At 64.5% G+C, this 20,956-nt stretch carries 8 protein-coding genes; 6 read left to right on the top strand and 2 right to left on the bottom strand.

Annotated features, from left to right (window positions below):
• Window positions 1-120 precede the first annotated feature (120 nt).
• Window positions 121-1,863, bottom strand: a complete 1,743-nt coding sequence (ctaD, locus tag ACX4ZE_RS02710; protein WP_480271674.1) for an aa3-type cytochrome oxidase subunit I — start codon at window positions 1,861-1,863, stop codon at window positions 121-123.
• 296 nt (window positions 1,864-2,159) lie between these two features.
• Between ctaD and ACX4ZE_RS02705 the strand changes: the two genes are divergently transcribed.
• The 6 genes from ACX4ZE_RS02705 (at window position 2,160) to ACX4ZE_RS02680 (ending at window position 20,021) form a co-directional block, all read left to right on the top strand.
• Window positions 2,160-3,287 carry an ABC transporter substrate-binding protein gene (locus tag ACX4ZE_RS02705; protein WP_480271673.1) on the top strand — a complete coding sequence of 376 codons (1,128 nt, stop codon included), beginning with the start codon at window positions 2,160-2,162 and terminating at the stop codon, window positions 3,285-3,287.
• A gap of 143 nt (window positions 3,288-3,430) precedes the next feature.
• The gene (locus ACX4ZE_RS02700) at window positions 3,431-3,892 is read left to right on the top strand and encodes an AMP-binding protein (protein WP_480271672.1); all 462 of its coding nucleotides are present in this window, start codon (window positions 3,431-3,433) and stop codon (window positions 3,890-3,892) included.
• A 196-nt stretch (window positions 3,893-4,088) separates the two neighbouring features.
• Window positions 4,089-17,378 carry an amino acid adenylation domain-containing protein gene (locus ACX4ZE_RS02695; protein WP_480271671.1) on the top strand — a complete coding sequence of 4,430 codons (13,290 nt, stop codon included), beginning with the start codon at window positions 4,089-4,091 and terminating at the stop codon, window positions 17,376-17,378.
• Complete coding sequence (locus ACX4ZE_RS02690; RefSeq protein ID WP_480271670.1) at window positions 17,375-18,388, top strand: ATP-binding cassette domain-containing protein; 1,014 nt, start codon at window positions 17,375-17,377, stop codon at window positions 18,386-18,388. The genes ACX4ZE_RS02695 and ACX4ZE_RS02690 overlap by 4 nt, the downstream gene beginning before the upstream one ends.
• Window positions 18,385-19,203: an ABC-2 transporter permease gene (locus tag ACX4ZE_RS02685; protein ID WP_480271669.1), complete on the top strand. Its 819-nt coding sequence runs from the start codon at window positions 18,385-18,387 to the stop codon at window positions 19,201-19,203. Before ACX4ZE_RS02690 ends, ACX4ZE_RS02685 begins: the two co-directional genes overlap by 4 nt.
• Window positions 19,203-20,021 (top strand): ABC transporter permease, encoded by an 819-nt coding sequence (locus ACX4ZE_RS02680; RefSeq protein WP_480271668.1) that lies wholly within the window; start codon window positions 19,203-19,205, stop codon window positions 20,019-20,021. Before ACX4ZE_RS02685 ends, ACX4ZE_RS02680 begins: the two co-directional genes overlap by 1 nt.
• 36 nt (window positions 20,022-20,057) lie before the next feature.
• Here the strand turns inward: ACX4ZE_RS02680 and ACX4ZE_RS02675 are convergent, their stop codons facing one another.
• Complete coding sequence (locus ACX4ZE_RS02675; RefSeq protein WP_480271667.1) at window positions 20,058-20,450, bottom strand: DUF7144 family membrane protein; 393 nt, start codon at window positions 20,448-20,450, stop codon at window positions 20,058-20,060.
• Between the last annotated feature and the right edge of the window lie 506 nt (window positions 20,451-20,956).

Raw genomic sequence — 20,956 nt, 5'->3', positions numbered from 1 at the left:
GTTGTCGCAACGTGCGCGGTGCGTGCTGTCTCCCCAAACGAGTGTGCACCCGCTGGTCACCAGCGGGTGCACACATCGCAGAGAATCCTACGGCGCTGCCGGACGAGGTCCGGTAGCCGCCTACTTTGTTATCGCGGCTGTCTCGTGGACCTGAGTGGCATGCTTGCCCGAACCCCAGCCCACGTGGGCCTCTGCGCGCATGCGCTCGACCATGTGCGGGTAATGCAGCTCGAAGGCGGGCCGCTCGGAACGGATGCGCGGCAACTCGTAGAAATTGTGCCGCGGCGGCGGGCAGGTGGTGACCCATTCCAGGGAGTTGCCGTAGCCCCACGGGTCGTCCACAGTGACGACCTCGCCGTAACGGTAGCTCTTGAAGACATTCCACAGGAACGGCAGCATGGACGCGCCGAGCACGAAGGCGCCGATCGTCGAGATCGTGTTCAGCGTGGTGAAGCCGTCGCTGGGCAGGTAGTCGGCGTAGCGACGCGGCATGCCTTCGGCACCGAGCCAGTGCTGCACCAGGAACGTGGAGTGGAAGCCGATGAAGGTGGTCCAGAAATGCCACTTGGCCAGACGCTCGTCCAGCATCCGCCCGGTGATCTTGGGGAACCAGAAATAGATACCCGCGAAGGTGGCGAACACGATAGTGCCGAAGAGCACATAGTGGAAGTGCGCCACGACGAAGTAGGTGTCAGTGACGTGGAAGTCCAGCGGCGGGCTGGCCAGAATGACGCCGGACAAGCCACCGAAGAGGAAGGTGACGATGAAGCCGACGGAAAACAGCATCGGCGATTCGAAGGTCAGATGACCGCGCCACATGGTGCCGATCCAGTTGAAGAATTTCACGCCGGTCGGAACTGCGATGAGGAAGGTCATCAGCGAGAAGTACGGCAGCAGCACCGCACCGGTGGCGTACATGTGGTGCGCCCACACCGCGACTGACAGAGCCGCGATACCGAGGGTGGCGTAGACCAGAGTGGTGTAGCCGAAGATCGGCTTACGCGAGAAGACCGGGAAGATCTCCGAGACGATCCCGAAGAACGGCAGCGCGATGATGTACACCTCGGGGTGGCCGAAGAACCAGAACAGATGCTGGTAGAGCAGGATGCCACCGGTCGCGGGGTCATAGATGTGGGCACCCAGGTGACGATCGTAGGCCAAGGCGAACAGCGCGGCGGTCAACACTGGGAAAGCCATCAGGATCAGCACGCTGGTCACCGCGATGTTCCAGGTGAAGATCGGCATCCGGAACATCGTCATACCAGGCGCACGGAGGCAGATAACGGTAGTCAGCATGTTCACACCACCGAGGATGGTACCGAGACCGGAGACCGCCAGGCCGAGAATCCACAGGTCGGTGCCGACCCCGGGGGAATGCAGGATGTCGGTCAGCGGCACGTACGCCGTCCAACCGAAATCAGCGGCGCCACCTGGAGTGATGAATCCCGCGGTGGCCATGGTGGCGCCGAAGGCGTACAGCCAGTAGCTGAACGCGTTCAGTCGCGGGAAGGCGACATCGGGGGCGCCGATCTGCAGCGGGAGGATGATGTTGGCGAAGCCGAACACGATCGCGGTCGCGTAGAACAGGAGCATGATCGTGCCGTGCATGGTGAACAGCTGGTTGAACTGCTCGGTAGAGAGGAACTGCAGGCCGGGACGCGCCAGCTCACCACGCATCAGCAGAGCCATGAGACCACCGATGAGGAAGAAGCCCATCGACGTGGTCAGGTACATGACCCCCAGAACCTTGGGGTCCGTGGTGGTGACCATCTTGTAGATGAACGAGCCCTTCGGCCCGGTCCGAGCCGGATACGGCCGAGTCGCTTCCAATTGAGGGACTGGCTGGGGCTCTACGGCAGTCACTGATCCTCCTGAAAGGTGCCTTTAGGTCGCTCCGCAGGCTCCGCTGATCGCATCTGTCCCTGATGTCGGGACAGACGACAGTTCGCTTGCGCTCTTCGCATCGTAAACCTTGTCGTCACGGAAGACCGAACGGGTCCTACTCTCTGTCGTATTCGGATGCTCGCAGACTGATCCGCGCACCGACGGACTCGCTGCGCGACGATTGTCCATCCTGGTGGTATCCGCTCTGCCCGTGGCCGTGGAACTGTGGTGTCCTCGCCCGCGGCCGAACAGCGCGTACATGTACCCTCACTCGCATGCCGGTGAGCGACGTGATGCTGAGCGAAGTAACGCGTGCAAGCACTCGAATTCGCACCGCTCGTACCCGAGGCGACCACCATGGCAGGGCTGGCCGACGGCTCTTGGCGCTCGCTACCGTATGCGTCGCGCTGATTCTGGCGGGATGTGGCGGCACCGTCGGCGATGCGGACAGCTCCGCTTCGATCGTGCGGACCACGACGAACATCGCGGGCGCCGGCGTAGTCGGGCTCGACCGCGACACCAGCCGAGCCTGCGCCCTGCCCAGCGCCCCCGACCCGGCGGCAGGCAGTACGCGCAAGGTCACCCATGCGTATGGAGTCTCGGCGGTGCCGGCCGACCCGCAGCGCATCGTAGTGCTCACCACTTCCGCACTGGACGCGGTCTGCGCGCTCGGTCTGTGGGAGCGGGTCGTCGGCACGGTTACCCTGGGCGGGCCGAAACGGCAGCCTGCCTACCTCGGCACCGGTGTACTCGATGTTCCCGGCATAGGAACCGCGGCCCGGCCCGATCCGACCCGGATAGCCGAGCTGAACCCGGACCTGATTCTCGGTGAGGTTCCGACCGGAGCGGCGAGCTTCACCGCATTAAAAGCTATCGCGCCAACTGTACTGGTCGGTAAGAACACCAGCTGGCAGGCCGAGTTCATGGCGTTCGCAGCAGCTCTGGGGCGCCGCGGTGCGGCGGAAAACACGCTGCGGAATTTTCGCACCGAAGCACGCGATACCGGCGCCCTACTGGTGGCGAACCAGACCCAGGCATCGGTCATCCGGTTCACCGCTGACACCAACCGGGTACAAGGTGGTGACAGTTTCTCCGGCCAGGTACTCGGCGAGACAGGCGTGCAGCGGCCCCCCGCCCAGCGTGGCGCTTCGTTCGATGTGCGCCCGAGCGAGTTCGCCACCAAAGCAGAGGGCGATGTGATCTATGTGATCTTCGCCGGTCCCGAAGGCAAGAAGCATGGCGCGGCCGTACTGCGCACCCGTGCGTGGAAGAAACTCGGGGCCGCTACCGATCACCGGGTGTTCGCCGTCGAGGACGCCGTCTGGCACGGCGGCGGACCCGTCGCCGCTCATGCGCTGCTCACCGATCTGCGCGATACGCTCAACGGCTACGTGACCGACTGAGAGCCGGGCATACACCTAGGGTGCGGGCTCACCCACCCTAGGAGAGCACGATTCAACGCTTGGGTCGCTGTCGCGGGTCCACCTCGAAGAGGAGATTGACAGGTACGCCGAATACCTCTTGAACCGAGATTCGAGGACACGACATGCACACGCTGACCGATGCGCTCGCCGACACCGGCTACGCCCAGCCACCGGTGCGGCCCGCCGCCGAGATCGATCCGCACGCTGCCGTAGTATCCACCCCCGACTGCGAACTCACTCGCACCGAACTGGATCGCTGGTCCAATCGGCTCGCTCGGCTGTTGCTGCGGCGGGGTACCTACCCCGGCGCCCGAATCGCCGTAGCGATCGACCAACCGATCGAGTCGGTCGTAGCCGAACGAGCCGCCGCCAAGATCGGTGCCAGTACTGTCCCGCTCATCGAAGCCGGCCGCGCCGCCTTCGGCACCGCATTCGGGATCACCACCAAAGCCGCACATCCCGGACCGAGTTCCGAGATCACCTGGTTGGTGCTGGACGAGCGCTCCACACTGCAGCATTATCTGACCAGCTCCGACGCCCCGCTCGGCCCGGCCGATCTGGATCTTCTGCTGACAACCCGCTGACCGGACACACTCCTGTCCATGTGGCCCGGACCGTGAGGTTCGGGCCACACAGTGTGCGCCATATTCCCGCAGCGCCGAGCACATCGGTTCAGAATTAACTTGTCGCTTGCTATGCGGCGGCAGGTGCTACACCGCGGTAGCTACGGACGATCACTCTCCTGGAGTATCCCGGCGCGGTCACAACGTAGGACACGTTATGCAACAGCCTTTCCCTTCGGCCACCGGGACACACACTGTGCTCCCTGAAGGGGCCTTCGCCCTGTCGGCGGCGCAGCGCGGTATCTGGTTCGCCCAGCACATCGCCGGTACTACCCCGATATCCATCGCCCAGTATGTCGAATTGAACGGACCGATCGATCTCGAGCTGCTCGCACAATCGTCGCGGCAAGCCGGACGCGAATTCGGTACCGGCTATCTGCGCCTGATCGAGGTGGACGGCCATCCGTTCCAAGTCGTCGACCCCACGCTCGAAGACAGCCTGCAGACCATCGATGTACGTGCCGAACCCGATCCGGAGGCCGCCGCGCACGCATGGATGCGCGCGGAATACGAGACTCCGATCGAGCTGACCCGCGACCGGCTGGTCCGCATCGTCATGCTACGCATCGATACCGACCGGTGGTTCTGGTATTCGCGGATCCACCACATCGTGCTCGATGGCATGGGCGCGTTGACCATGATGCAACGCGCGAGCGAGCTCTACAATGCTGCCTCGGCCGGCCGCACACCGACGCCTGCGCACACAGCGGAACTACGCGCGATCGTCGAGGCGGATATGGCTTACCGCAGCTCGGACCGGTTCAGCACCGACCGGCAGTACTGGCTCGCGCATCTGGACGGCATGGCCGAGCCGGTGAGCCTGGCCGGCCGTGTCGCAGGGGTGAGCGGGCATCCGAGACGGGCCACAGGGACGCTGTCCGAGGATACCGTCCGGCTGCTCGGCACCGTCGCCGAGCAGGTGAGCTCCGGCGTCGCGCCGACTGTGGTCGCCGCCTTCGGCGCGTATCTCTGTGCGATGACCGGTACCTCGGAAGCCATACTGAGCCTTCCAGTTTCGGCACGTACTACCGCCGCTTTGCGGCGCTCCGGCGGCATGGTCGCCAATGTTGTCCCATTGCGGCTACCGATGACGCCCAGTACGACGGTCGGCGCAGCCATCCGAGCCGCCCGGAGCGAGCTGACCGGGGCCCTACGCAGGCAGCGCTATCGTCAAGAAGACATCTTCCGCGACCTCGGCCTACCGATGGACGAAGCAGGCTCGTTCGGGCCCTCGGTAAACCTGATGATGGCCGATACCAGAATCCAGCTCGGTCCGGTCACAGGGCGGCTGCACGTACTGACCGCAGGATTGATCGATGACCTGTTCGTCAACCTGTATCCAGGCGTCGGTGGCGAAAGCATGCATATCGACTTCCAGGCCAATCGCAATCTCTACACCGATACCGAACTGGCCGCGCACCACCACCGATTCTTGTCTTTCCTGCACCGTTTCCTCACTGCAGGAACGGATGCGCCGCTGGCGACCATCTCGGTGCTCTCGAACGACGAACGCGCCGATTACGCCCCTGCGCGCGGGGCTGCCGGCGGCACACCGCTGACGCTGTCCGCGTTGCTCGCCACCGGGGCGACCCGTGACCCGCATGCGCGAGCCCTTATCGAGGGTGCCACCGAGTTGACCTACCGCGAGGTGGACGCCTACACCAATCGCCTCGCTCGGGTGTTGATCGCTACCGGCGCCGGACCCGAGCGCGCCGTGGCGATCTCGATTCCACGCTCGATCCGGTCAGTGCTGGCAATGATCGCGGTGACCAAGACCGGCGCGGCTTTCGTACCGATCGATCCGACCTATCCGTTCGACCGGATCGAACACATGATACGGGACAGCGGGGTCGTCTCAGGAATCACCATCACGGCCGCGCGCAAATCATTGCCGGACCGGATAGCCTGGTCGATCCTCGATGACGAGGCCATCGAGGCCGAGATCGCCGAACAAAACCCCGCCGTACTCGATGATGCCCAGCGGATCGTCACGCCTCATCCCGATCAGACCGCTTACCTCATCTATACCTCCGGCTCCACCGGACTGCCCAAGGGCGTGCTCGTCTCGCACCGCGGACTGGCGAATTTAGCCGAGAGTTCAAGAACCGCATTCGGAGTAGACTCGAATTCGGTTGTCGCCCATGCTGTATCGCCCAGTTTCGATATTTCTGTCGAGGAGATTCTGGTCGCGTTCACAGCCGGAGCGACCTTGGCTGTTGTGCCACCATCGGCCTACGCGGGCGAAGAACTGTCACATGTGCTGCGAACTCACCATGTGACGCACCTCAATGTCACTCCGGCCGTCGTGGGATCGCTGGATCCAGCGGCACTGCCCGAGTTGCGCACCGTGGTCGTAGGCGGCGACGCTTGCCCGCCCGAGCTGGTCACGAAGTGGTCCGATCGTACTCTGCTCAACGGCTACGGCCCTACCGAGACCACCATTACCGTCACCCTGAGCACCCCGCTGACACCCGATGCACCGGTCACCATCGGCGGTCTCACCCCCGAGGTATCGGCCGTGATCCTCGACCCGTGGCTACGGCCACTGCCCCCAGGTAGCACCGGTGAGCTTTATCTCGCCGGTCCTGGTTTGGCTCGTGGCTATCACCGACGCACTGGGCTCACCGCCGCTCGGTTCCTCGCCAACCCCTACGCACCGGGCGAACGTATGTATCGTACCGGCGACCTGGTCCGCTGGATCGAGCACGAGGGCCGGATCGACCTGGAATACCACGGCCGCAGCGACTTCCAGATCAAGGTGCGCGGCTTCCGTATCGAACTCGGCGAGATCGACGCCGTGTTGCAACGGCATCCTGACGTCGACTTCGCGCTCACCCTCGGTGTCGACACCGGTACCGGCGCAACGGCCTTGGTCTCATATGTGCTTCCGAAGCCGACGGCGGAAATCCTCCCTGAGGCGCTACAAGCCGCAGCCGGAGCATCCCTTCCCGCATACCTGGTCCCCACAGTGGTCATGGTGCTCGACAGTCTCCCGTTGACCCCACTGGGCAAGGTGGACCGCAAGGCGCTGCCCACACCGGAGTTCGGCACACGCACCAGCACCAGCAGACCACCGTCCACGCCACAGGAACGGACGCTCGCCGCACTGTTCACCGAAGTGCTCGGCCTGGCTTCGGTGGGCGTCGACGAAAGTTTCTTCGCGCTCGGCGGCGACAGCATCATCTCGATCCAGCTGGTGTCACGGGCGAAGGCCGCAGGCCTCGGATTCAGCGCACGAGATGTCTTCGAGCGCAAGACTGTGGCGGCGCTCGCCGCGATCGCCACCGAAGTGCGAACCGAGGTGGTGGCAGAATTTCCCGGCGGCGGGGTCGGCGAAGTGGAACTCACGCCGATCGTGCGGGCAATGCTGGAGCAGGGCCGGACCTGGTGGCGGTTCGCCCAGGCCGTACTGATCGAATTGCCCGAGGGAATCGAGCGCGCACAGCTGGTCACCGCACTCCAGGCACTACTCGACCGACACGATCTGCTGCGCTCGACACTGCACCGGGTCGGCGATGGCTGGGGCTGGGTGGTCGGCGAAACCGGTTCGGTGCGGGCCACGGATCTCTTGGCGACCGTGACTGCGGCGGCGGATATCGAGCAGGTCTGCGAACGCGAGTTACAGCGCGCCGCCGATCGGCTCGACCCGAGCTCCGGCGCAGTCGCGCGCGCGGTGTGGATCGAACGGGCGGACGCACCGCCGCTGCTATGGCTGGTATTGCACCACCTCGTTACCGATGGCGTCTCCTGGCGTATCCTGCTCCCCGATCTGGCCACCGCCGCACAAGGCGGTGCGCTCGCTCCGGTCGGCACCTCGTTCCGGCGCTGGGCGCATGGACAGCGCGAACACGCCGCCACCCGGATCACGGAACTGCCGCTGTGGCAGCGTACGCTCGCCGTGCCCGATCCCCCGCTCGGCTCGGCGCCGATAGATCCCACTCTCGACGTAGTCGCCACCATGAACCACCTGCGGACCATCCTTCCGCAGTCGATCACGCAGACCGTGCTCGCCACCGCACCGGATCGTTTCCACTGCGGCGCCGATGATGTGCTGCTCACCGGGCTCGTGCTCGCGGTAACCCGATGGCGCGGGCGTGCCTCGACACTGTTCACTCTGGAAGGCCACGGTCGGACGGAAACCATCCTGCCGGGCGCCGACATCGCACGCACAGTGGGCTGGTTCACCAGCGTCTACCCCGTCGCAGTGGATCTGACCGGCATCGATCTGGCGGATGCGTTCGCAGGCGGCGCCGCTGCGGGCGCCGCGATCAAAACCACCAAGGAGCAACTCCGGGCGCTACCGGACAAAGGCGTCGGGTTCGGCATGCTGCGCTACCTGGTCCCCGACAGTGCGGCAGCACTCGCTCGAGCACCCAGCCCGCAGATCAGCTTCAACTACCTCGGCTCCGCGACCACCGGCGGCGACGCACAACCGTGGTTGCCGCTCCGGTTCACCGCTACTCAGGACCAGCACGCGCCGCTGGCCGCGGTTGTCGATATCAACGCGGTCCGCACTGCCGCCGGCCTGGAAGTGACCTGGTCCTACGCCTCCCGTTTGCTCAGCGCGGCAGACATCGGCGAACTCGCCGCGCTCTGGACGCGAGCTCTCACCGCCCTCGCCGAACACGCAGAATCCGCCGGTGCGGGCGGTCACACACCCTCGGACTTCGATATGGTCGCCGTCACCCAGAACCAGATCGACCTCTGGGAACAGGACTACCCGAATCTCATCGACGTATGGCCGCTCGCGCCACTGCAATACGGCCTGTTCTTCCACGCACGCTACGACGCCGACACTTCCGATGGCTACACCGTGCAGTCATTGCTCACCCTGGCAGGAACGGTCGACTCGGCTCGGCTGCGGCGCGCCGCACAGGCTCTGGTAGTCCGGCATGAGAATCTGCGTGTCGCCTTCGTCGAGACTCCGGACGGCCCACGTCAGCTCGTTCTGGATGACGCCGATATCGAATGGCAGGAGGTCGACCTCACTGGTCTCGCCGGATCCACCGGCAGTATCGACGAGGACGAGCGCACCCGCGAGGTCGATCGGTTGATCGCCGTGGATGCGCGTACCCGGTTCCAGCTCACCCGCCCCCCGCTGCTGCGCTGCATGCTCATCCGGATCACCTCCGACACGTACCGTTTCGTCCTGACCAACCATCATCTGGTGCTGGATGGCTGGTCTACCCCGCTGCTCGTGCGGGAATTGCTCACCCTCTACACCATCAACGGCGACACCACCGCGCTACCACCGGCACGCTCCTATCGCGAATTCCTGGCCTGGCTGCATCACAGAGACCACACCGCGTCGCTCACGGCATGGACCAGCGCACTGGCGGGAGTGGACACCCCGACCCGCGCGGTGCCCACTCTCGCCGGGATCGAATCAACCGACACCGGCATGCTCTCCACCGACCTCACTCGCGCCGCGGTGGCTCAGCTGGAAAAGGTGGGAGGGGAAGCCGGCGCTACGGTGAATACCGTGGTACAGGCCGCGTGGGCAATGCTGCTCGCTGTACTCACCGGTCGCACCGACGTAGTGTTCGGCGGCACCGTCTCGGGCAGGCCACCGGAGCTGGCTGGGGTCGAGGAGATGGTCGGCCTGTTCATCAATACCCTGCCGGTACGGGTACGACTGGAACCGGCGGAGAAAGTAATCGACTTGCTCGCCCGCCTGCAGTCCGAGCAGGCGCGGCTGCTGGACCACCAGCATATCGGCCTGGCCACCATCCACCAGGCGGTCGGCCTTCCTGAATTATTCGACACACTCACGGTATTCGAGTCCTACCCGATCGACCGTGCGGCGCTGTCGCAGGCGCTGGACATCGCGGGGATGCGGGTACTCGAGGTATCGGGCACCGACGCGACGCCGTATCCGTTGAACCTCATGGTGATTCCACTGCGCGGCCCCGACGGTCACGACACGTTGCGGATCACGCTGAAATACCTGACCGACCTGCTCCCGACCTCGGCGGCGCAACCGTTGCTCGATCGCTTCGTCCGGCTACTCACTCAGCTCACCGGCAACCCGCACGCGCTGGTCGCCCAGCTGCAGTACTGTGACGACGCCGAACGCACCGCGCTGTGTACGGTACGCGGCCCACAGCCGGTACCGCCCGCCCCCCTACCCGAGCTGCTCACCTCGGCCGCACAGCTGAACCGCGACGCGATCGCGGTCGCCTCTGGTGAGCTCACCATGTCTTACGGCGAACTCGACGCATGGTCCAATCGCTTCGCGCGAGTACTGCTACGCCGAGGGGTCGGACGAGAGATATTCGTCGTGCTCGCACTCACCCGCTCGCTGGAATCGGTGGTCGCGGTCTGGGCACTGGCCAAGACCGGAGCCGCGTTCGCTCCCCTTGACCCGAGTTATCCGGTGGAGCGCATCGAACATATGCTCAGCGACGCCAGGGCACCGATCGGCGTAACGGTCACCGCGACCGGGGAGACCATGCCCGGCACTGTCGACTGGCTGTTACTCGACGACCTCAACACCATTCGCCGGGTGATGACCGTCTCGGACGCACCGATCACCGACGCAGAACGTGGCGGGCCCATCGACCTCGACCAGACGGCCTATCTGATCTATACCTCCGGCTCTACCGGTAAACCGAAAGCCGTGCTGCTCAGCCACAGGGGAATAGCTAATCTCATTGCTGCGCAAAGGGAATCGCTTGATCTCGATCACACCGCCCGCGCCCTGCAAGTAGCCTCACCCAGCTTCGACGCCTCGGTGTTCGAGCTGTTGACCGCACATGGTGCGGGCGGCAAGCTGGTGGTGGCTCCACCAGACGTCTACGGCGGTGCGGAACTGGAACGGCTGCTGCGTACACAGCGAATCACCCACGCGGTGATCACCCCCTCGGCACTGGCCACCATGGAACCCACCGAACTGGATCAGCTGCGCGTACTCGCGGTCGCGGGCGAGGCGGCAACCCCGGAATTGATCGAACGCTGGTCACCGGGCAGGCACATGGTGAACCTGTATGGTCCTACCGAGTTCAGCATCTGGGCGACCGGGCCGGGCGAACTCGTCCCCGGCGAGCCGATCACAATCGGCGGACCGATCCGCGGCGCGGCCACCATGGTGCTGGACGCCTGGCTGCGCCCGGTGCCGGTAGGCGTGCCCGGTGAACTGTACTTGTCGGGTCCCGCGCTTGCGCGCGGCTACTTCAACCGGTTCGCGATGACCGCGAGCCGGTTCGTCGCAGATCCCTTCGGCACTCCAGGCGGGCGCATGTACCGTACTGGGGACACGGTGCGCTGGGTGACCGGACACGCGAACGGATACGTGCTGGAGTACCTGGGCCGCAGCGACTTCCAGGTCAAGATCCGCGGCGTGCGCATCGAGCTCGGCGAAATCGATGCGGCACTCTCCCGTGACAGTGAGATCGAGTACGCGGTGACCATCGGACGCACCGGGCCTGCCGGGACTACCGAGCTGGTGTCCTACGTCTTGCCCGTCGAGGGAGCGCGGTTGGATGTCGAGCGACTGCGCGCGCGTGTAGCCGCCGAGCTACCCGGATATATGGTGCCCGGGTACCTCATTGTGCTCGACTCGATTCCACTCACTCCAGTCGGCAAATTGGATCGCAACGCCCTTCCGGTGCCAGATTTCACTCAGACGCATCATCCCTACCTGGCACCGCGCACATTGGTCGAAGAAGCGGTAGCCGAGATTTTCGGCGAGGTACTCGGCCGGGCACAGGTCAGCGCCGACCAATCGTTCTTCGAGCTCGGCGGCAACTCGCTGAGCGCGACCAAAGTCGTGGCACGGGTGAATGCGGCGCTCGGCGCGCGCGTAGCGTTGCGTGATCTGTTCGACGCTCCGACCGTGGCCCAGCTATCCGCCCGGGTGGTTCCCACTACCGGCGCGGAGCCGGGACGCTTCGTCCTCGCCCCGCGGATTCGCCCGGACCGTGTGCCGTTATCGCCCGCGCAGCACCGGATGTGGGTGCTCAACCGGATGGACCCGGCCTCATCCGCCTACCACATCGCGGTGGCACTGCGGCTCACCGGCGCCCTGGATATCGCGGCCCTGCGCGCCGCTTTCACCGATGTGGTCGATCGGCACGAGAGCCTGCGCACTCTCTATCCCGCGGACACGGAGGGTCCTCGCCAGGTAGTAGTCGACGCCGATGTGGTGGTCCCAGCTGTGCCGGTTGTCGGCACTGCGGACGGTGCGCAACTGCGTGCACGAATCGCCGAGCTGGTCGATGCCGGGTTCGACCTCGCCATGCAACCACCCCTGCGGGTGGGACTGTTCCGGATCCACGATGCCGATGGAGCATCCCACCCCGCCGAACCGATCTCACCGAGCCGAGTGGCGATCCCAGAAGCGGGAACGGACACCGCATCGCTGGTACACGTTGTCGTACTGGTAGTGCACCACATCAGCGCCGACGGCGCATCAATGGCGCCGCTTGCCGCCGATCTGGCCGCCGCATATGCACAACAGTCGAGTGGCGAAACAGTCGATCGCGCTCCGCTGCCGGTGCAATACGCCGATTTCGCGCTCTGGCATCGCGAGGTGCTCGGCGACGAAGATGATCCGGAATCGGCTGCGGCAGAACAGATCAGGTTCTGGTGTGAAACTCTGGCCGGTACGCCCGATGTGCTGGAGTTACCCGCGGATCGGCCCCGTCCCGCAGTGCAGACCATGCACAGCGCCAACTTCGGTTTCACCGTCGATGCCGAGATACACGGTGCGCTGGTAGAATTCGCCGCCACACACAATGTCAGTCTATTCATGGTGACGCACGCCGCACTCGCGGTGCTGCTGGCCCGGCTCGGCGGCACCGGCGACGTCCTGATCGGCACCCCGATCGCAGGCCGTGTCGAGGAGGCACTCGACCAGCTCGTCGGCATGTTCGTCAACACCTTGACACTGCGTACCCCGGTCGATCCGAGAAACAGCTTCGCTGCCTTCCTCGACATCGTCCGGTCCACGGATCTCGATGCCTTCGCCAACGCTGATGTCCCGTTCGAACGTCTGGTCCAGGTGCTCGACCCCGCCCGTTCGACCGCGCATCATCCACTGTTCCAGGTGTCGCTGTCACTACAGAATTTCGTCGAACCGGTGCTGGAGTTGCCCGGTCTGCGTTTCGAAGTGCAGGATTTCGAGCGCAACGCCACTCAGTTCGATCTTTCCCTGGAGCTGCGCGAGCACTTCGATACGTGTGGTCCCGCCGGTATCGATGCCGTACTGGCCTACGCGACGGATCTGTTCGACGAGACGACGGTGGCATCGTTCGCGGTCCGGTGGCAGCGCGTACTCGAGACCGTTCTCGCGCGGCCCGACGTATGTATCGGCGATATCGATATCCTCGACGCCGCTGAGCATTCGACGTTGGTGCCGGTACACGCTCCCTCGGCTGTCACGGTGACGACACTGCCACGCCTGCTGACCGAGACTGTGCGACAGTATCCGGATCGGCCCGCGCTCGTCGTGGGCGGGGACACTACGACCTACCGGGAACTCGACGCGCATGCCAACCGACTGGCTCGGATCCTGCTCGAATCCGGCGCCGGTCCGGAAACCGTAGTAGCGCTGGGCCTTGCGCGCTCGGCAGAACTGCTGATCGGGATATGGGCGGTCGCGAAGGTGGGTGCGGCGTTCCTACCGGTCGATCCGACCCATCCGATCGATCGCATCGACCACCTACTGACCGATTCCGGGGCGCAGCTGGGCCTGACCCGCACCATGTTCCGGACGAAACTGCCCGACAGCGCGACCTGGTTGTCGCTCGACGATCCTGTCATGGTCGAACAGTGGGGCGCCGTGAGTAGCCACCCAGTGACCGAGCATGACCTGACCAGCTCTATCCGACCGGACAATCCAGCATGGATAATCTACACCTCCGGCTCCACCGGCACCCCGAAAGGTGTCACAGTCTCCCATCGTGGTGTCGCTGATCTAGTTGCCGCGCAACATCTTTTGCTCGATTTGACTGAACATTGCCGGGTATTGCAGCTGGCCTCACCGAGTTTCGACGCCTCGGTGTTCGAAGCGCTCATGGCCTTCGGCTCCGGTGCCGCGGCGGTAGTCGTACCGCCGGAGATCTTCGGCGGCAGTCCGCTCGCCGAGCTGATCGATGTCGAGCAGGTCACACATATGATCATCACCCCCTCCGCGCTGTCCACCCTCGATCCAGCCGAGGTGACTGGTGTCCGGATGCTCGCAGTAGCCGGTGAGGCCCTCGGCGCTGAACTGGTGCAACGCTGGGCCGGTGGACGCCGGATGGTCAATCTGTACGGCCCGACCGAGTTCACCATTTGGGCCACAAGTTCGGCACCCTTGGTACTCGGCGGCCCGGTGTCCATCGGCACACCGATACCGGGTGCGGCTGTGCTGGTCCTCGACGACCGGCTGCACCCGGTCCCAGTCGGTGTCGCGGGTGAACTGTACCTGGCCGGTCCCGCGCTGGCGCGCGGCTATCACGCCCGCGCGGGCCTGACCGCCACCCGCTTCCCTGCCAATCCGTTCGGTGTCGAGGGGGATCGCATGTACCGCACCGGCGACCTGGTGCGCTGGATACGCGGCAGAACTGGACCGGAAGAAGCAGAACTGGAACTGGAGTATCTGGGCCGCACCGATTTCCAGGTCAAAGTACGCGGCCAGCGCATCGAGCTCGGCGAGGTCGACGCGGTGCTCGGCCGCGCCGAAGGCGTGGACTTCGCGGTGACACTCGGCTTACCCGGCCCTACCGGAGCGACCGCACTGGTCGCCTATCTCGTGCGCACCCAGGGAACCGAACTGGAGATAGCGGAGGTTCGTGCGTTCGCCGCAGGCATTTTGCCCGGCTATATGGTTCCCGCGGCGTTCATCGTGCTGGAGGAGATCCCGCTCAACGCGGTAGGCAAACTCGATCGGGGGGCGTTACCCATCCCGCGATTCACCGCCGAACACACCGAGTACCGGCCCCCATCCACCCCGACCGAACAACAACTGGCCACGATCATCGGCGAACTGCTCGCCGTAGACCAGGTGGGGGCGGATGATTCGTTTTTCGCGCTCGGCGGCGACAGCATCCTGGCGATCCAGCTCGTATCACGAGCCAAGCAGCACGGCATCACCTGCACCCCGCTGCAGGTATTCGAACACCGCACTGTAGCGGCGCTGGCCGCGGTAATCGACACCACAGGCACCGCGGTGGCGCTGGTCGAACTACCCGGCGGCGGTGTCGGCGAATTACCGTTGCCGCCGATCGTGCACTACATGCTCGAACGAGGTGGCGACTACAAGCGCTTCACCCAGTCCGTGGCGTTGAGTCTACCGACAGGGATCGATCGTACTCAGCTCATCGCAGTCCTCACCGCGGTCATCGATCGGCACGACATGCTCCGCGCACGGCTGGTCGACGACCTCGATACCGGCCCACATCTGCTCGTCGGCCCGCCCGGCTCGATCGAGGTGGACCCACTTGTGCACCGCGTCGAATTCGACACCATCGACCCGATCGAACTATCCGAATTCGCCATGACCGAACTGGACGCCGCGGCCGATCGGCTCGATCCGGCCAACGGCATTGTTCTGCAGTTCATCTGGCTGGATCCTGTGCACGACGCGGGGGTACGCACCACCGAGGGGCGATTGATCGTGATCGCACACCACTTGGTGATCGACAGCGTGTCTTGGCGCATCCTGATACCCGACCTGATCGCCGCTTGGGCCCAGGTCTCGACAGACACCACACCAGTACTCGCCGAAACCGGCACTTCGATGCGACGCTGGGCCTACGCACTGATCGACGAGGCACGCTCCGCGCACCGCAGCGCTGAACTGGCGTACTGGCACGACGTACTCACCGGACCCGATCCACTGATCGGCAGCCGAGAACTCGATCCAATGATCGATCGGACCGACACACTCCACATGGTCGAACGCGATGTTCCCACCGACGTCACCACCGCGCTGCTGACCACTCTGCCCGGTCTGTTCCGCGGCAGCGTCAACGACACCCTGCTGGCCACCCTGGCCCTGGCACTGGTGCGCTGGCGTGATACCGAGCCGGAGGTGCTGCTGCGGATGGAAGGCCACGGCCGCCAAACGGAAATAGTGCCAGGCGCTGATCTTTCCCGCACCATCGGCTGGTTCACCAGCGTCTACCCGGTGCGACTGCACTTGGCCGAAGTCGATATCGGCGATGCGATCGCCGGTGGCCCAGCCCTGGGCACAGCGATCCGGACAGTGAAGCATCAGCTGCTCGCTGTGCCGGACAAGGGCATCGGGTTCGGCCTGCTGCGCTACCTCAACCACGACACCGCTGAGCGCCTTCCTCGCCGCCTGCCCGGACAAATCGGTTTCAACTACCTCGGCAGGTACTCCACCAGCGACATCCCGGCCGGCCTCGAAGGCATGGGCTGGCTGCCCACCACCGATCTGGGGAATCTGCACATCACCGAACACCTCGATGTCCCCCTCCAAGCAGCCCTCGACGTGAACGCCGTTGCACTCGCCGGCCGACTACAGGTCAGCATCGGCTATCCCTCGACCCTGCTCACCCACAACGAGATCACCGAACTGACCGAGCTGTGGCTCGACACATTGCACGCCGCGGCCCGCTACGCGCATACCGCTGCGGCGCACATCGCTGCCGAGGAAGAAGCCGCAGCCACCTCGACGGCGACTATCCCGGCAGCAGGCGGGCTCGGAGTCGATGTGGTCCTGCCAATCCGACGCGGCGGCAGCGAACCCGCCCTTTTCTGTATCCACCCGTCGTCCGGAATATCCTGGACCTATCTCGGATTGGCCGATGCGCTGACACCAGGCAGACCGATCTACGGCCTGCAAGCGCCGGACCTCTGCGGGCATGAAACACCGCCACGCTCGATCGAAGAATTCGCCGACCGCTACATCCGCGAAATCCGCGCCTTGCAGCCCAGCGGTCCCTACCACCTACTCGGCTGGTCTTTCGGTGGACTCATCGCCCATGCGATAGCCACGAAACTGAAAGCCGAGGGCGCCGCGCTCGGTACGGTCGCACTACTCGACGCCGATACGGCCGATATCGATGGCGACAGCATCGAGCGGCTCACCGCGGGCTCGTTCGTCCACACGTTCGGCTCGGTCTTCGGCATACCCGATCTTCCCGTCACAGCAACCGCGCAACAAGCAGCGGATCTGATCCGCGAACGACTCGGTGGCATCTCACTCATCGATGCAGGCACTCTGGAGCGAATGGCTGGATCGTACAATGCCGCCGCACGGACCAGAACCGGCTATCGCCGCCCGGTATTCGACGGCGACATCGTGTATTTCAGCGCGACCGTCGACACCTCCGATATCTTCGGTCCCGATGGATGGCGACCGTATGTGACCGGCGCGATCGTCAACCACGATATCGAGGTCACCCACGACGAAATGACCGCACCGCACGCACTGCCGATCATCGCGCGTGTGCTGGATGCACATCTGGGCGACACACATCATGGAGGTCGAGGATGAACTTCGATCAGGGAGTCGCCGTCGAGGGGGTCGAAAAATCCTTCGGCGCCGTCACGGCATTGCGCGGGGTCGATTTCACGGCCGAACCGGGCGAAGTGCTCGGCATCCTCGGTCCGAACGGCGCGGGCAAGACCACCACGGTGAATATCCTTTCGACACTGATCCGACCGGATCGAGGCCGAGCGCTGGTCGCCGGGCACGATGTGGTCACCGATGCTGCGGCGGTGCGCCGCAGCATCATGCTGACCGGACAATACGCCGCACTCGATGACATGCTCAGCGGCTACGAAAATCTCGTCATGTTCGGCAGGTTGATGGGCCTGCGCAAGCACGCCGCCCGCACCCGCGCAGGTGAACTGCTCGAAGAATTCGATCTCGAACGGGCCGCCGGACGCCGGGTCGGCACCTATTCCGGCGGTATGCGCAGGCGTATCGATATCGCCTGCGGGCTCGTCGTCCGACCCGACGTAGTGTTCCTGGACGAACCCACCACCGGACTGGATCCACGCAGCAGACAAGGCGTGTGGGATCTGGTATCCGGCTTCAAAGAAGTGGGCATCACCACCCTGCTCACCACCCAATACCTGGAGGAGGCAGACGCGCTCAGCGATCGGATCATCGTCATCGACCACGGTATGGTGATCGCCCAAGGGACGGCCGACGAACTGAAGTCACGCACCGGAGGCAGTTACTGCGAGGTGGTGCCGCTGGATCTGAAGGACCTGCCCGCCATCGCCGCGGCGTTGGGGTCGCTGCTGCCGCAGGAAAACAGAGCCGCGCTCACCGCCGATTCCGATCGGATCGCCGTTCCGGCACCGAACGGGGCAAAAACCCTCGCCGAAGCGCTACGCCGACTCGACAGCGCAAGCATCGAACTAGTGGACATCGCGCTGCGCAGACCCTCACTCGACGATGTTTTCCTCCAGTTGACCGGGCATCTGGCAACCGTGCCCGACACCAGGAACCGCAAGGACACCGTCGGCCATGCGAAGCGGGAGACCGTACCATGACGACCACGACATGGCTCAGCCCGACCCGCGCGACACCGATGCGGCCACAGCAGTGGTGGGTGCTGACCACCCGATTGGTCGTGCCTTCCATACGAACCGGCGAGGTACTCACCTCAGTGCTGGCGCCAGCGGCGTTCACCGCCAGCTTCTACCTCCCGTTGAAAACGATCATGACCGTCATCGGCACCGGATTCAGCAGCTATGCACAGTTCATGATGCCGCTGGTGATCCTGCAGGCCACCGCGTTCACCGCCGTCTCGGCAGCTTTTCGAGCTGCCACCGACTCGGTCGCCGGACTCAACCAGCGCTTCGGGGCGATGCCGATCCCACCGCTGGTCCCAGTGGCGGCACGCCTGTCCGGTAGTGTCTTCCGTTTGGTCATCGCGCTGATCACCGCGCTGATCTGCGGCTACGTCATCGGATTTCGCTACTATCTCGGCACCGTGCATACCATTGGCTTCCTGCTGTTGTCGATGCTGATCGGGCTCGCACTGATTCTGGGCGCAGATGTGATAGGAACGGCATCACGCAGCCCGGAGTCGACCGCCCAAGCGCTGGTGCTGCCACCGCTGATCTTCGGCATGTTGTCGACCGGAATCGCGCCGGCGGATCAGTTCCCACAGTGGGTGCAGCCCTTCGTACGCAATCAACCGGTCTCACAGTGGGCAGTCGCCTTGCGGGCATTCGCCGGCGACACCATACCTAGTGCGGGCCAGGTGACTTGGTCACTGCTAGGTCCGCCACTGGCCTGGGCACTCGCCATTCTGGCGGTCTGCGTTCCGCTGTCGGTCCGGCTGAGCTCGCGGAGGGCGTAATGGTGCTACCCGCCGAACGCCAGGAGGACCTGCGCACCAGCGCAGAGGTGTCGATGTCAGCGCTGGTGCCACACACCCTGATCCAGACACAACGGCTACTGGTGCGCTGGACACGCAATCCGGTCACGCTGACCGAGACGCTGGTCATTCCCTGTCTGCTGTTGTTCATGCTGAACACCGTGATCGGCGGGCAGATCGAGAAATTCACCGGCGAGAGCCCGCTGTATGGCTCGGTACCGATGGTCGCTCTGGTCGGCGCACTGTCCGGCGCGGTAGCCGGTGGCGTTCTGCTCGGTCGTGAGCGCGACGCAGGTCTGCTCGCCCGCTTCTGGGTACTGCCAGTACACCGCGCCTCCGGCCTCGTTTCCCGCATCCTGGCCGAAGGCTGCCGCATCGTCGTGAGCACCCTCACGATTGTCCTGGTCGGCTATCTGCTCGGGTTCCGCTTCCACCAGTCCCCTCTGGCGACGATCATATTCCTGCTCATTCCGGTGCTCTTCGGCCTGGCCTTCGCCACTATCGTCACGGCTGTGGCCGTCTACACGGCAAAAGCGACCTTGGTCGAGGGGATCACCATCCTGACCTCGCTGATGATGTTCTTCAGCACCGGCTTCGTGCCTCTGCGCGCCTTCCCACAGTGGATTCAGCCGGTGGTCCGCAACCAGCCGATGTCAGTGGCGGTCGACACTATGCGCGCCCTCTCCTGCGGTGGGCCGCTGACCCGGCCGCTCACCCTCGTCCTCGCCTGGTCGCTCGGCGTGACGATCCTCTTCGCCGTGCCCGCGGCCATTGGCTACCGCCGGGCCAGCAGACGCTGAAACCATCTCAGGAGCCGTCGAAGAGTTCGGTGCCGACTATTCGGGCGCGAGCTGCTTGGCCAGAGCCCAGATCGCCAGCACGTCGATGGCGATGAGTACCAATGCCCACAGCGGGTAGATCGATACGAACAAGAAGTTGTCCAGAATGCTGACCGCCGCCAGCGCGATACCCACGAGATAACCCCATGGCTTGCCGGTCACCACCCCGACACCCGCGATCATTACGAGCACCCCGATCGAGAGATGGATCCATCCCCACGCGGTGACATCGACCAGGAATACCTGCTCCTCGGACACCACGAAGACCTCCCGTCCCGCGATCGCCGCAATGGCCGTCAACAGGTGCAGAACACCGGCGACGAGAATGAGCACGCCCGCGAAGATCGCCATATTGCTGAGCGCTGGGCGGTTATTCATCGGATCGGTCACGACACCCACTCCCTTCCGAACTCGCGGGCACCTGGCGGCACGACAGAGCCGCGCACCTGGCCGACCCTGCTCGGATACGCCGGAAAGACGTCGCCGCATCGGTGACCGTGCCGCGTGAGTTCCGACACTGCCGCCGCCACTCCGCGACGGAGAATCGACCGACCGGTAGGTCCGACAACGGTTTCGTAGCCGACGATACCGAGTGTCCGCGCCCGCGCCCGGCATTGCCAGCGCGCTGCCCTGAAGCACGATGGGCTTATAGCGAACTCTCAGCATAGCTTCTGTGGATATCGAGACCGATGCGGTCGCTGATGCGGATGTAACGCACAATAGAGGGCCGCGCGGTGCGGACCGACACTCTTCTTCATACAAACACACACCCCCAACGACACAAGCTGTTGTGCTCCACAGACGCATCACCCACAAGGAGTAGTGTTCGAGGTGAGGTATCCAGTAACCACAGCGGGCTCGAGAAAGGCGTAGAGACAAAGATGAGAGTGATCGAT

The sequence above is a fragment of the Nocardia sp. TBRC8007 genome, from assembly GCF_056629435.1.
The sequence above is the reverse complement of the archived record's forward strand: the minus strand, read 5'-3'. Positions and strand labels throughout refer to the sequence as shown.